Annotated in this window: 13 protein-coding genes; 3 read left to right on the forward strand and 10 right to left on the reverse strand. The window is 38.7% G+C overall.

Going from position 1 to position 14,630, the window contains the following annotated elements:
* Positions 1–89: 89 nt before the first annotated feature.
* Genes KO521_RS15820 through KO521_RS15830 form a run of 3 tightly spaced genes read right to left on the reverse strand, consistent with a single transcriptional unit; the run spans position 90 to position 3,517 of the window.
* A complete protein-coding gene (locus KO521_RS15820) occupies positions 90–836 on the reverse strand; it encodes a succinate dehydrogenase/fumarate reductase iron-sulfur subunit (RefSeq protein WP_215940883.1) in 747 nt (248 codons plus the stop codon).
* A gap of 6 nt (positions 837–842) precedes the next feature.
* Entirely contained in the window at positions 843–2,846 is a 2,004-nt protein-coding gene (locus tag KO521_RS15825; RefSeq protein ID WP_215940884.1) for a fumarate reductase/succinate dehydrogenase flavoprotein subunit, read from the reverse strand.
* Positions 2,847–2,848: 2 nt separating this feature from the next.
* Positions 2,849–3,517: a succinate dehydrogenase cytochrome b subunit gene (locus KO521_RS15830; protein WP_215940885.1), complete on the reverse strand. Its 669-nt coding sequence runs from the start codon at positions 3,515–3,517 to the stop codon at positions 2,849–2,851.
* 258 nt (positions 3,518–3,775) lie between these two features.
* Between KO521_RS15830 and KO521_RS15835 the strand changes: the two genes are divergently transcribed.
* Both KO521_RS15835 and KO521_RS15840 read left to right on the forward strand, forming a co-directional pair.
* Positions 3,776–4,666: a RimK family alpha-L-glutamate ligase gene (locus KO521_RS15835; protein ID WP_215940886.1), complete on the forward strand. Its 891-nt coding sequence runs from the start codon at positions 3,776–3,778 to the stop codon at positions 4,664–4,666.
* 37 nt (positions 4,667–4,703) lie between these two features.
* Complete coding sequence (locus KO521_RS15840) at positions 4,704–5,693, forward strand: succinylglutamate desuccinylase/aspartoacylase family protein (RefSeq protein ID WP_215940887.1); 990 nt, start codon at positions 4,704–4,706, stop codon at positions 5,691–5,693.
* Positions 5,694–5,944: 251 nt separating this feature from the next.
* Here KO521_RS15840 and KO521_RS15845 read toward each other — a convergent pair whose 3' ends face one another.
* Positions 5,945–6,334, reverse strand: a complete 390-nt coding sequence (locus KO521_RS15845; protein WP_215940888.1) for a DUF2721 domain-containing protein — start codon at positions 6,332–6,334, stop codon at positions 5,945–5,947.
* A gap of 2 nt (positions 6,335–6,336) precedes the next feature.
* Entirely contained in the window at positions 6,337–7,311 is a 975-nt protein-coding gene (locus KO521_RS15850; protein ID WP_215940889.1) for a ThuA domain-containing protein, read from the reverse strand.
* Between the two features lie 112 nt (positions 7,312–7,423).
* On the opposite strand from KO521_RS15850, the gene KO521_RS15855 reads away from it, so the two are divergent.
* On the forward strand, positions 7,424–8,581 hold the full coding sequence (locus KO521_RS15855) for a methionine aminotransferase (RefSeq protein WP_215940890.1): 1,158 nt from the start codon (positions 7,424–7,426) through the stop codon (positions 8,579–8,581).
* A gap of 366 nt (positions 8,582–8,947) precedes the next feature.
* Here KO521_RS15855 and KO521_RS15860 read toward each other — a convergent pair whose 3' ends face one another.
* The 5 genes from KO521_RS15860 to KO521_RS15880 all read right to left on the reverse strand — a co-directional run bounded on the left by KO521_RS15860 (position 8,948) and on the right by KO521_RS15880 (position 14,558).
* A complete protein-coding gene (locus tag KO521_RS15860) occupies positions 8,948–9,601 on the reverse strand; it encodes a CoA transferase subunit B (RefSeq protein WP_215940891.1) in 654 nt (217 codons plus the stop codon).
* Positions 9,602–9,649: 48 nt separating this feature from the next.
* A complete protein-coding gene (locus KO521_RS15865) occupies positions 9,650–10,354 on the reverse strand; it encodes a CoA transferase subunit A (RefSeq protein WP_215940892.1) in 705 nt (234 codons plus the stop codon).
* Positions 10,355–10,471: 117 nt separating this feature from the next.
* A complete protein-coding gene (locus tag KO521_RS15870) occupies positions 10,472–12,814 on the reverse strand; it encodes a penicillin-binding protein 1A (protein ID WP_215940893.1) in 2,343 nt (780 codons plus the stop codon).
* A 3-nt stretch (positions 12,815–12,817) separates the two neighbouring features.
* Complete coding sequence (locus tag KO521_RS15875; protein WP_215940894.1) at positions 12,818–13,303, reverse strand: gliding motility lipoprotein GldH; 486 nt, start codon at positions 13,301–13,303, stop codon at positions 12,818–12,820.
* The gene (locus KO521_RS15880; RefSeq protein ID WP_215940895.1) at positions 13,296–14,558 is read right to left on the reverse strand and encodes a PSP1 domain-containing protein; all 1,263 of its coding nucleotides are present in this window, start codon (positions 14,556–14,558) and stop codon (positions 13,296–13,298) included. Before KO521_RS15880 ends, KO521_RS15875 begins: the two co-directional genes overlap by 8 nt.
* Positions 14,559–14,630 lie beyond the last annotated feature (72 nt).

The raw sequence follows: 14,630 nt of genomic DNA on the forward strand, positions 1-14,630 counted from the left end.
ACCTTAAAATAACAAAAAATCCCAAACTCCGTAAATAGGTGTTCGGGATTTTTGATATTCAAAATAGTCCGTTATGAACTCTTTACATTTTATCCTTTTGAAGTAGCACTCATGTATTCGCGGTTCATGCGAGCAATGTTCTCTAAAGAAATTCCTTTAGGACATTCAATTTCACAAGCTCCTGTGTTGGTGCAGTTTCCGAATCCTTCCAAATCCATTTGGCGTACCATGTTTTGAACACGGTCCACAGCTTCTACCTCTCCTTGTGGCAATAAAGCAAATTGAGATACTTTTGCAGAAGTAAACAACATTGCACTTGCATTTTTGCAAGCAGCTACACACGCTCCGCAACCAATACAAGTGGCGGCGTCCATAGCCTCATCTGCAGCATGTTTATTAATAGGAATAGCATTTGCATCTACCGTATTACCAGAGGTATTTACTGATATATACCCACCAGCCTGTTGTATTCTATCAAAAGAACTTCTATCTATAACCAAATCCGTTACTACCGGGAATGCCGTTGCGCGGAAAGGTTCAATAACTATAGTATCTCCATCGTTAAACTTCCTCATATGCAATTGGCACGTAGTTACCAAACGGTCCGGCCCATGGGGCTCACCGTTAATTTGCAATGAACATGCTCCACAGATACCTTCACGGCAATCATGATCAAACTGTACGGGTTCCTCTCCTTTGTTTATCAATTCTTCATTTAGAATATCTAACATCTCAAGAAAAGACATATCACCTTCTATACCTTTAATAGGATAATCTACAATCTCACCTTTGGACTTGGCATCTTTTTGACGCCATATTTTTAAATTAAGCTTCATAGTTACTTATTTATAACTTCTTGTCTTCAACTCAATATTCTCGTACTTCAACTCTTCTTTATGCAAAACTGCATCTTTAGGCTCACCTTTATATTCCCAAGCGGAAACAAACTTAAAGTTCTCATCATCACGCAAAGCCTCTCCTTCTGGGGTTTGATACTCTTCACGGAAGTGTCCTCCACAAGATTCGTTTCTTGTAAGGGCATCTTTAGCGAACAATTCCCCAAGCTCTAGAAAATCGGCCACACGACCCGCTTTTTCCAACTCCTGGTTCATACCTTCGGCCTTTCCAGGAATCTTTACATTTGCCCAGAAATCTGCACGTAGGGCGGAAATCTCATCAATAGCCTCTTGCAAGTGCTCTGCATTTCTAGCCATACCACATTTGTCCCACATGATTTTACCTAATTTTTTATGGTAAAAATCAACTGAATGCTGGCCGCTACCAGCCATTAACTTATTTAGCCTTTCTTGAACGGCATTTTCTGCTGCATCAAACTCTGGAGTATCTGTTGGAATAGCTCCTGTTCTGATGTCCTTAGAAAGATAATCCCCTATGGTATATGGAAGAACAAAATAACCATCTGCCAAACCTTGCATTAACGCCGAAGCACCTAAACGGTTAGCGCCATGATCACTAAAGTTAGCTTCTCCTGCACAGTAACACCCTTCTATAGTTGTCTGTAGGTTATAATCTACCCAAAGACCACCCATTGTATAGTGAACCGCGGGATATATCATCATTGGCGTTTCATACGGATTTTCATCTACGATTTTCTCGTACATCTGAAAAAGGTTTCCGTATTTTGCTTCTATAACCGCTTTACCTAAACGTGTTATTTCCTTATCATCAGCATTTTTTATCCCGTTAGTTAAAGCTTCTTCTTCTCCGTAGCGCTGTATTGCCGCGGCAAAATCCAAATACACAGCTTCACCAGTTTTATTAACACCAAAGCCAGCATCACATCGTTCTTTTGCCGCACGAGATGCAACATCACGAGGCACTAGGTTACCAAATGCAGGATATCTTCTTTCCAAATAGTAATCGCGATCTTCTTCTTTAAGTTGAATAGGTTTTAACTTACCTTCTCTAATGGCAATTGCGTCATCCTTCCGTTTTGGCACCCAAATACGTCCGTCATTACGAAGCGATTCTGACATTAACGTCAGCTTAGATTGGTGTTCACCCGAAACAGGAATACAAGTGGGGTGAATTTGTGTAAAACATGGATTGGCAAAGAAAGCCCCTCTACGGTGTGCTCTCCAAGCTGCCATTACGTTACTACCCATAGCGTTGGTAGACAAAAAGAATACGTTTCCGTAACCTCCGGTAGCCAAGACCACGGCATGAGCAGAATGCCGTTCTATCTCACCAGTAACCAAGTTACGGGCAATGATTCCTCTAGCTTTTCCGTCAACCAATACCATATCCATCATTTCATGACGGTTATACGATTGAATTTTACCACGATTAATCTGTCTGTTCATAGCAGAATAAGCGCCTAATAATAGTTGCTGCCCTGTTTGTCCTTTAGCGTAAAAAGTACGTGATACCAATACACCACCAAAAGAACGGTTATCTAACAGCCCACCGTATTCTCGAGCAAAAGGAACCCCTTGTGCAACACACTGGTCAATAATGTTAGCAGATTCTTCTGCCAAACGATACACGTTTGCTTCTCTGGAGCGATAATCGCCCCCTTTTATAGTATCATAGAAAAGACGATAAGCGCTATCGCCATCACCTTGGTAATTTTTTGCTGCGTTAATACCACCCTGAGCAGCAATAGAATGTGCTCTACGAGGTGAATCTTGATAGCAAAATGTTTTTACGTTATAGCCTAATTCTGCTAAAGTAGCAGCGGCAGAACCACCCGCAAGACCCGTACCTACAACGATAACGTCTATATTACGTTTGTTGGCCGGGTTTACAAGGTTAATATCGTTTTTATGTTTAGTCCATTTATCGGCCAATGGCCCTTTTGGAACTTTAGAATCCAATATGCCCATAATTAATGTGTTATTGGGTTAAAATGATGGTAAAGAGCGATAAATATAAATCCTAATGGGATTGCTATCGAATATATTTTTGTAAAAGTTTGAATTCCTGCAGAATACTTATTGTTCAGACCCATAGTCTGAAATGAAGAAGCAAAACCATGCCATAAATGCAATGCTAACAATACAAAGGAAATCACATAAATTATAGTTCTCCAGAACGGCTCAAATTTGTGAACTGTTTCCTCAAGATAACGTGTTGGTTCCTCAGGACTCATTGCAATGTACTTATAGGAAATTTCCTGTACCCAGAAATCGTACATGTGCAAACCAAGAAAGGCAAGCACTACCAGACCGGTAATAATCATATTTCTAGACATCCAAGAAGCATTGGCTCCGCCATTATACTGCTTGTACTTTACTGCTCGTGCTTTATTGTTCTTTAATTCTAGTGCAATACCCATTGCAAAGTGAACTATTACACCAGCTATTAGGACAGGCTGCAGAATAAATTGCACCAAACCATTATAGCCCATAAAATGCGACCACTCATTAAAAGTATCAGGTGCAATTACAGATGTAATGTTAATCACAAAGTGTTGCCCAAGAAAAAAGACCAAAAAAAGACCCGATAGGGCCATGACCACTTTTCGGGCTATCGAAGATTTTATCAATCCGCTCATTTTATATTACGTTGGAGTTAGTTTAAAAGACTTCTACGAAATTAGGGCATAAGCTTGGCTTTAACAAACTTTGTGGCCGTTTAGTAAAGTATTTAGAAACGTTTTAAGCAAGGCCTTAGAAATTTATCCTAAATGACGTCTAATTTAAAGTTTCAACACAAAAAGATAATCTCAGGGTTTTTTTTAACATCTCGTTTCTGTACCTCCGTTTTTTGCCCGATATTCAGGCTCTAAATGCCTTCAAAACTCGGTTAAATTATGGATATTGCCCTTCTTTCCGTTAGTATGAATGTCTATTCTACCCAAAGAATAGCTAATGAAGCTAAAAACCTAGGACATCATATAGAGTGTATTGACCACACCAAATGTTCAATAAAAATAGGCGGCAATAAACCTCAAGTTCTTTTTAAAAACGATAATATTTTGGATGCCTTTGACGCTATCATTCCGCGTATTGGAACAAAAGTTACCCACCATGGCGCTTCGGTTGTTAAACAATTTGAAATGAACAAGGTGTTTAGTACAGCACATTCTGCTAATATATCTAAAGCCAGAAACAAGGCCAAAACCCTTCAACTACTATCAAATAGAGGTATCCCAATACCAAAAACCCTATTCTCTATTGACCCGGATGATATTGATCAACAAATAGATATTCTAGGTGGCGCACCGCTGATTATTAAGATTCAGGAAGGCACGCACGGATTGGGTGTAATTCTGGCTGAAACCAAAAAATCCGCTAAATCCATTATTGATACTTTTTACAAAATGGACACCAATATTCTTATGCAGGAGTTCATCAAAGAAAGTAATGGCGAAGATATTAGGGCTTTTGTAGTTGGAGACAAGGTAGTGGCCAGCATGAAACGTACCAGCGACAACGATGAATTTCGTTCCAATGTGCATCGCGGCGGAAGTACGTCAGCCGTAATATTGACCCCAAAAGAAAAATCAATAGCATTAAATGCCGCAAAACACATTGGATTGGGGGTAGCAGGCGTAGATTTGATCCGTTCAAAGAAAGGTCCTTTGTTAATTGAGGTAAATGCTTCTCCAGGACTACAGGGTATTGAGGCTGCAACAGGTATAAATATTGCTAAGGAAATTATACATTATGTAGAACAAAGTTGTCGTAAAAAAAGAAAATAACTCATTTAATCAGGTTGGGAGAACATCTAAAAAACATATGGAAAGTAATAAGACCATCATTATAGAAGGTGAAAGTGTAAAGCCCGGAGAATCCAAACTGTTGAATATAAGTATAGACCGACTTCCAACAGGAACATTGATCGATATTCCCATTTACGTATTCAATTCCAAAAATCCTGGGCCTACACTTTTAATACAAGCTGGCCTGCATGGAGATGAAATTAACGGAATTGAAATCGTTCGCCGCATGTTGACCGAAAAACGATTCAACATTACCAGCGGTGCAGTAATTGCCGTTCCTATTTTGAACATTTTTGGATTTATTCACTATTCTAGGGATGTCCCCGACGGAAAAGATGTAAACCGAAGCTTTCCCGGTTCAAAAACAGGTTCCATGGCCGGCCGTATAGCCTACCACTATACATCAGCAGTTCTTTCTCAGGTAGATTACGGAATAGACCTCCATACCGGTGGAGGACAGCGGCATAACTTTCCACAAATTAGGTACACGGACAATGATATTCAAAGCCAACAACTTGCCAAGGTCTTTAACGCACCAATTACTTTTTCTTCTAAACTGATCAAAGGTTCTTTTAGAAATGCCGCTCATCAATTAAAAATACCTACGGTTGTGTTTGAAGCTGGAGAAAGTATGCGTTTTGATGATTACTCAATCATAGAGGGCATAAAAGGTATTTTAAATGTTATGAGGCATTTTAAGATGATTGCCTGCTTGGAGCCAAAATACAGTGAACGAAACAATACGGTTCACCTAGAGAACAGAAAGTGGCTGCGCGCTCCCACCGCAGGCATGTTCATTCCTAAAATATTAAATGGCAGTAAAATTGAAAAGGGAGAGGTACTAGGTATCGTTTCCGGGCCGTATGCCAAACGGAGTAAAGTAGTAAAAGCCCCTTTTGATGGATTGGTTTTTTGCATTAATCACCAAGCGGTGGTCAATAGAGGTGATGCTCTTTTCCATATGGGCAAACCCAACAACGAAGATGTTAAAGAAGCAGATATATAACAGCCGCTAATATGTGTTTTATAGTACAAAAGAGAAAGCTAAAATCTTATGACCTAGTACGCACGCTATAAAAAAACCGACTGTATAGTTTGTAAAGTAACTACCACTTTGGTCAACACCACGTAATTCAGTAGTTCATCGATTAAGCACAACTTTACAACAGAAGTTTATCAAGCAAAGAATCAACCATCAAACACACTAGACAGACTACCTAGTCGGTTTTACTAAATCGGGTATTTTTACTGAATATTTTAGTTTTCCATATCCTCTAACTGAATTTCAAGTGCTTTAGTAGATAGTTGGACTTCAATTAGAGATAGCACTAAAGAAACCATGAGCGCGAAAAGACTGATGCCAAAAACAAGATTGGCCCAAAAGCGCAGCTCTACATAAATCAAGGTCATAGTTATAACGGCTAACAGGAAACTAAATATTGCTGTTGCCTGCATGTTCTTAATAATGGATAATCGTTTTCTTAGTTTCTTAACTTGCAAAGCAATCGCGGGAGAGGAGGTCTCTTCATATTTTTGGTGAAGCTGCCTAATTAGAGCGGCGATAGCTAGGTATCTAGCATTATAAGCCAGCATAGTTAATGATATAGCAGGAAAAAGTAGCGCCGGTATACTTAAGGTAAGTTCCATAACTATTTATCAAACTTTATGGAACTCGTTTTATCAGCTGTTGGAAAATTATTTGGAATTGTCTGGGTCACCTCACCAGTTGCTGCCCATTCGGCACCTCTTAACATGCTGGTTAAAAAGCCCACACATTGAACTGAATAATCTACATGTCCCATAATATTGTGAAAAATACGGCCTTTACCATAGTTTAATGCCATAAGCGCTGGTTCATGTCTCCCAGTACCTTTGTTTTGGGGGTCTGAGTATGCAGTTGCCAAAACAACCATGTTTTCCGCAGGGCCGCGCAAGCTATTATAAAGTTCATCTTTTGTATGTAGCCATACTTCTGGCATTCCTTTGGTAATTGGGTGTTCTTTTCTAATTTGAATCTGATATTCACTTTGTGGACCATGGGCTCCGGCACTACCAGGACTATCATCACGAATAAGTTCGCCGTCATTATTGTAATACACATACGGACCATCTTTTTCGGTTCGGTCTCCCCAACCTCCTAAACCGATCATTTCGTTATAAGCTTCCCATTTAGGGAAGGAATTATCGGCCGCGTGAAAAACAACTAGTCCACCTCCTTTTTTGATGTATTTCTCAAATTTCTTTTGTGTTTCCTCAGGCCATGGAGCAGCATTCCATCCAAAATTACAAATCACTAAATCATATTTTGAAAAATCTGGATTATAATTCGGATCTATTTCTGGTTTTTCTTTTGCTTCAGTTTTAGGAAGGTCTGGTATTGGATATTCCTTAATAAAATCATCTCCTTTCCAAGTGAATGCGGAACGAGCCACCTCAACAGTGAACAAATCACTATTTTCCATTTCCATCTTTAGAAAATATGTAATCTTTGGCCACTGATCATGATTATTTTGGCCATCAACTATCAATGTTTTGATTTTTTTTGAAGTAGATTTTTGAGATAAGAGCCCATTTGAAACAAAAGCAACGCAAAGCACTAAAACCAAGGTTCGATAATTATACATATTGGAAATTTTGGATGACTAAATATAAGGGATTGTAGTTAATTTTATAACAAAAAGAAAAAGTATATACTTCATAAAGCCTTAAATTGAAATCTAAATCGAACATAAGAAAATGGCTTCCTCTAAATTAACATTTACATCTAAACTTCCAAATGCGAAAACTACCATTTTCACCACTGTTGGTAATTTGGCCCGTAAAAACAATGCAGTAGATTTATCACAGGGATTTCCAAATTTTGAGGTAGATCAAAAATTAAGAGAACTTGTTACGGATGCCATGGAAAATGGCCATAACCAATATGCTTCTATGCAAGGGTATTATGGTCTGAGAGAAGTAATATCAGAAAAAATCGAGGCCATTCACAACAAACTTTATAATCCCGAAACGGAAATAACCGTTACGGTGGGCGCAACACAGGCCATATTTACCGCCATAACCGCTTTTGTTAATATAGGCGATGAAGTAATTGTTTTTAAACCAGCGTATGACTGTTATGAACCTGCAATTGAACTTAATGGAGGAACTCCTATTTGTGTGCAACTAGATGCCAATGGCTATAAAGTGGATTGGAAAGTTTTTAAAAACAAGATTACTAAAAAAACTAGAATGGTGATTATAAATACACCCCATAACCCAAGTGGACGTATATTCTCTAAAGATGATATGTTGCGTTTACAGGAAATTCTAAGGCCTACCAATTGCATTATTATTAGTGATGAAGTGTACGAGCATATTATTTTTGATGAAAACGAACATTATAGTGCCTCTCGTTTTGAGGACTTGTCACAACGTAGTTTTGTATGTGCCTCTTTTGGAAAAACCTTTCATGTTACCGGATGGAAAATAGGGTATTGCGCCGCACCCGCAGATTTGATGCAAGAATTTAGAAAGACACACCAGTTTGCCGTATTCTGCGTAGACCATCCCGTACAACGTTCTATGGCAGCATATCTTGTTAATGAAGAAAACTATTTTGGCTTGCCTTTATTTTATCAGAAAAAGAGAGATTTATTTATTGAGGGGCTAAAAGACACTAGATTTAAACTAAAACCCTCTGATGGGACCTATTTTCAACTGTTGGATTATACCGATATAACCGAAGAAACAGATGAGGATTTTGCGAAGCGCCTAATCGTTGATTATAAATTGGCAAGTATACCCATATCTTCTTTTAACGTTGGTAATAGGCAAGACGGTGTCCTGCGATTTTGTTTTGCAAAGAAAAATGAGACTTTAGAAGAGGCCCTTGATATTCTTCGAACACTTTAAACATAAGTATGGGACCAAAAAATAGGGTACAAAAAAAGCGGCCTTTGGGTGAGCCACTTTTTTAAATTTTTTCTTCAAAGAGCTTTACAGCATAAACAACTTTCTTGTTAGCATTACAATTCCACTAAAAAAGTCATTCTTATACACTTGTATCTCTTCGGGTGATTGATTGATTTGGGCTTCCATAGGTTTTTAGTTTTGTGTAAAATCGGATTTGGGACGCGACTTTCAATTAATAATACCATAAAAATAGTACCTAACCCTCAACTAAAAAAAATCTTGTTGTGAAGCAGTATTAATCTGTTGTGAACAATCAATTTGATAGGTTTCTCACAAAAAAACGGCAAAAATCATTAAAGATTTTACTTACAACGTCATTTCTGGCACCTCTTCACCTATAATCAAAGTTCCCTCAGTGGCCGCTTTAATTTCATCTACAGAAACCCTCGGGGCACGCTCTAGCAATTTAAATCCATCTTGAGTAACCTCTATTACCGCCAAGTTGGTAACAATTTTGGTTACACAACCCACTCCAGTAAGCGGTAAGCTACACCTTTTTAAGAGCTTGGATTCTCCAGCGCGGTTGGTATGCATCATGGCGACAATTATATTTTCGGCAGAGGCCACTAAATCCATAGCACCACCCATACCTTTAACCATTTTGCCAGGAATTTTCCAATTGGCTATATCTCCGGTTTCTGAAACCTCCATGGCTCCCAAAATGGTAAGGTCTACGTGTTTACCGCGTATCATCGCAAAACTTGTGGCAGAGTCAAAAAAAGAAGCTCCGTTAAGTGTTGTAATAGTTTGCTTTCCTGCATTTATAATATCAGCATCTTCTTCTCCTTCAAACGGAAATGGACCCATGCCCAAAACTCCGTTTTCGCTTTGAAATTCTACATTTATATCATCTCTTACAAAGTTGGCGACCAAGGTGGGAATACCAATACCCAAGTTTACATAGTAGCCATCTTTGACTTCTTTTGCAATTCGCTTTGCGATTCCATTTTTATCTAACATAATGATTGATTTGAAAATGCTTTGATTTGAAGATTAGGTAATTATGATTTAGTATTGCTTCTTCCGAACGGTTAGCTGTTCAATTCGTTTTTCATAGTCCTTTCCTTGAAAAATACGCTGCACGAATATGCCGGGTATATGAATTTGATTTGGGTCCAGCTCACCAGCCGGCACAAGCTCTTCAACTTCCGCAACTGTAATCTTTGCAGCTCCACACATACATGGATTAAAATTTCGGGCCGTACCTTTAAAAATCAGATTACCCGCTTCATCTCCTTTCCATGCTTTTACGAAAGCAAAATCGGCATTGAACGCTTCTTCCAAAACATACATTTTTCCATTGAACTCCCTAGTTTCTTTTCCTTCCGCAACTTCTGTTCCGTATCCGGCAGGTGTATAAAAGGCCGGGAAACCACCTTGAGCAGCACGACATTTTTCAGCTAAAGTCCCTTGAGGGGTCAATTCTACCTCAAGCTCTCCGCTTAACATCTGACGTTCAAATTCTTCATTCTCTCCAACATAAGAGGATATCATTTTTTTAATTTGATGTTTGTGAAGTAAAAGTCCCAGTCCAAAATCATCTACACCCGCATTATTGGAAATACAAGTTATATCTTTGATGTTGGATTCCACTAACTCCGCAATGGCATTTTCTGGAATTCCGCATAGACCAAAACCACCTAACATAAAGGTCATTCCGTCTTTAATACCTTTCAAGGCTTCTTTTACATCAGTTACTTTCTTAGAGATCATATATTAAAAGAATTAAAGATTTCTGTTGCAGTCAAGTTACAATTTTAAAACGAAATTGCCCGTGACTTTAAGTGAAAGTCACGGGCAATTTGACAAGCTTAAAAAGCTTATGATTCACTAAAAATTTAGGTCATCTATATCATCATCCAGATCACTATCATCCTTACTATTTTCAACCACCCTAGTGCAGTCTACATTAATGGACAGATTTGCAGGTTTATCAAACTCTTTATCCGATATACCTAAATCTTTATTCTCGTAATTTTTTTTCATATATAATCCCCAGATAGGTAATGCCATTGATGCTCCCTGACCATAGGTAATAGATTCAAAATGAGTTGCTCTATCTTCACCGCCAACCCAAACTCCGGTTACCAAATTAGGAACCATACCCATAAACCAACCATCACTCTGGTTTTGCGTGGTTCCTGTTTTCCCGGCAATAGCGTTTTTAAATCCGTAAGGGTAACCCGTTATTACTTCTTTGTATTCGGTGGCATTTCTTTTATAGGTATGACGCAAACGTGTACCCGAACCACCATGAGTAACACCTTCCATTAGGTTTACCATGGCATAGGCAACATCTTTGCTCAATACATCCTTTGTTTCAGGCACATATTCATAAAGGACCGTACCATTTTTATCTTCTATACGAGTCACCATGACCGGTTTAACATACACGCCTTGATTGGCAAATGTACCATAGGCTCCTACCATTTCGTAGACATTCGAATCCGGTGTGCCCAAGGCAATAGATGGTACTTCTAGCACTTCTCCTTTAATTCCTAGATTTTTCACGATAGAAACAACTGATCGTGGCCCAACCCTATCAATTAGTTGTGCGGTAACCGTGTTTACAGAATTAGCCAGAGCATCTTTAAGCGTATACATTTTGCCTGAATACTGCCCAACTGCATTTTTAGGACACCATGCCTCTATATTCCCATGTTTTCCGGCTTCGATACAATATTGAGTATCAGGTAAAGAATCACATGGTGATAATCTTAACTGATCAATAGCGGCAGCATAAACAAAAGGCTTAAACGTTGAGCCGGCTTGGCGTGAACCTTGTATAACATTATCATATTGAAAATGTCTGTAATCTATTCCACCAACCCATGCTTTTACATGACCCGTCTGCGGTTCCATAGACATCATAGCCGCTCTCAAAAATGTTTTGTAATACCTAATAGAATCCATTGGAGTCATGATGGTGTCCCTCTCATGACCTTCACTGTTCCAATCAAAAACGGTCATGTCCCTTTTCTTATTGAAGGATTCACGTATTACCTTTTCAGATTTACCTTCATCGGACATTTTTCGCCATCTGGAAGAATTCTTCATGGCGCGCTCCATAATTCTATTGATTTCAGATTTTTCCAAATCTAAAAATGGTGCTGTAGGATTTCTTTTTTTTGTATTCTGATGAAAGAATTCTGCTTGAAGATTTGCCATATGCTTACGTACGGCATCTTCCGCATTGGCCTGCATACGAGAGTCTACAGTTGTATAAATTTTAAGTCCATCTAAGTAAAGATTCCATTTGTCCCTAGCGCCTTCAAGAGCTGGTTTTGGATTTTTGGATATCCAGTCGTTCATGAATCCTTGCAAATACATTCTAAAATATGTTGCCAAACCTTCCTTATGGGATTCCGGATTAAAATTAATATCCATCCTTAATGCCTGCAAAGAATCCTTTTCGTGTTCTGTAATAAATTCATATTTGGCCATCTGCCCCAATACCGTATTTCTTCTGTTGGTCACTAATTCCGCTCTTCTAATGGGATTGAAGTAAGATGAGTTCTTAAGCATACCAACCAATACAGCAGACTCCTCGGTTTTTAGTTGTTGTGGTTCTTTACCAAAGTAAATTTTAGCTGCGGAGCGTATACCATCTGCGTTATTAAGAAAATCGTATTGGTTGAAATACATAGCAATAATTTCTTGCTTTGTATATTGCCTTTCCAATCGTGTAGCGAGCACCCATTCCATTGCTTTTTGTTTGATGGTCTCAAATTTATTTTTAGAACGCACCCCAACAAACAGTTGTCTTGCCAACTGTTGTGTAATAGTACTGGCTCCCCCGTTTTTTCCTAGTTTTGCTACTGCTCTTAGAACACCATAAGCGTCAATTCCGGAATGTTCGTAAAAACGCACATCTTCAGTTGCAATGAGGGCATTAACCAAATTCTGTGGGAGACTATCATAAGGCACTGGAGTACGATTATCGTCTAAGTAGAATTTACCCAGTGTTTTTCCGTCCGATGAAATAATTTCGGTAGCCAAATTAGTCTGCGGATTCTCCAAATACTCATATTCGGGCATTTCACCTAAAAGACCCCAAGATGCAGATAAAAACAGCAATACAAATAATAGAATTCCTGAAACAAACAGGATCCAAAACCATTTGATGTATTTAAAATACCCATTGGTTTTTTTCTCTTTAACAACCTTGGCCATACGTTACTCGTTACTTTTTTCTATTTCAAAACCGACGTCTGTTACGCCCTGTAAATTTTCAACTCCGTTTACACTTCCATTTTTTCGCATGGCGTGCCAAATACGTAAATTATATACGCCCGAAGACGGAAAAACGATGTTTTCCTTATACCATAATTTGTTTTCTTTGATACTCCCGTACCCTTTTCCCAACCAAGTGCCATCTGGCAAAGCCATCTCATATTCCAGCGTATCTTTTACCGTTTCACCTGATGGATATTCCAATTCTGCTATCAAAAACAGGTTATTATACGGGAAAGTAGCGTCATTACGAACCGTGATAAATATATTATGGCGTTGGGTAGTATCTATTTCTAAGAATGAAAAGAGAATATTATCCGTCTTGTTCCACATTCCTCCTTTTGTAGCCTGAAATTCAGATTTCACTAAATTTTCGTTACATGAAAAACACAGGGCAATCACAGCAAAAATCAGCAAAAATCTAATCATTTTTTTGCTGCCTTTTGGGGTTATTGTTTCTCCTCTTTTTGTTTTTAGAGGTATTTGCATTCCCGCTCTTATTGCCCCTATTATTGTTGTTGTTCCTATTACCGTTGCCACTGTTAGTTTTCGCCTTGTTTCTTTTGCGGTTTCTATTTCTTGAAGATCGCTTAGGTCTATCAAACCGTGTAAGGCTATCCTGCCCCACAACATTCTCAAACACCTTTTCTTCCTTAACGAAATTATCTACCGTATATTCCTCTAGACTAGCAACTTTTTCTTTCTTTTTATTTTTTTCTAAAATTTCCTGAACCTGCTCCTTCGTAAGCGTATGCCAATTTGCGGGTTCATTTTTATATGAAAACCACAACAGACCTTTAAATATATCTGTCTTTTGACAGAAAGCGAGGCCTTTTTCGGTAAAGAGCTTAGTGTCCTGAGACGGAAAATCTTTCAATGCATCCAAGTACATATCCAACTCATAGTTCAAGCAACATTTTAGCTTACCACATTGGCCCGCTAGCTTTTGTGGATTCAATGAAAGTTGTTGATAACGTGCGGCAGATGTACTTACAGATCTAAAATCCGTTAACCAAGTAGAGCAACATAATTCTCGTCCACAAGACCCAATTCCTCCTAAACGCTGAGCTTCTTGCCGATAACCGATTTGGCGCATCTCGATGCGAATGCCAAAAGCCTTAGCCATATCCTTTATTAGCTGCCTAAAATCCACACGGTCCTCAGCCGTATAAAAAAACGTGGCTTTTGAACCATCACCCTGAAATTCCACATCCGAAATTTTCATTTGAAGCTTCAAAATAATAGCGATTTCTCTTGCACGCTTCTTGATTTCTTCCTCTCGGTCACGGCATTTTTGCCATTTATCAATATCGTTCTGCGATGCTTTTCTATGGATTTTTGGAAGGTTTTTATCTTTATAATCCACCTTCTTGCGCTTCATCTGCACTTTTACAAGTTCCCCAACAAGGGTAACCATACCTACGTCATGACCTGACTGTGCTTGTGTTGCCACAATATCACCTATTGAAATAGATAGATTTTCAGTATTTCTGAAGAATTCTTTTCTACTGTTCTTAAATCTAACTTCTACGCAGTCAAACGGCTTTTCACCGTTAGGAAGAGACATGTTTGAAAGCCAATCAAAGACGGTTAATTTATTACAACCATCGGTACCACAAGTTCCATTATTCTTGCAGCCAGAAGGTTGTCCGTCCTTACCGGTCGAACAACTACTACAGCCCATATTTTATATGTTGGTTTGACCTAAACGGGGGTTTTTGGCCAAATAGGGTTCTTACTAAATTTATATGTAAAG

The organism is Zobellia uliginosa (genome assembly GCF_018860745.1).
Taxonomy (GTDB): domain Bacteria; phylum Bacteroidota; class Bacteroidia; order Flavobacteriales; family Flavobacteriaceae; genus Zobellia; species Zobellia uliginosa_B.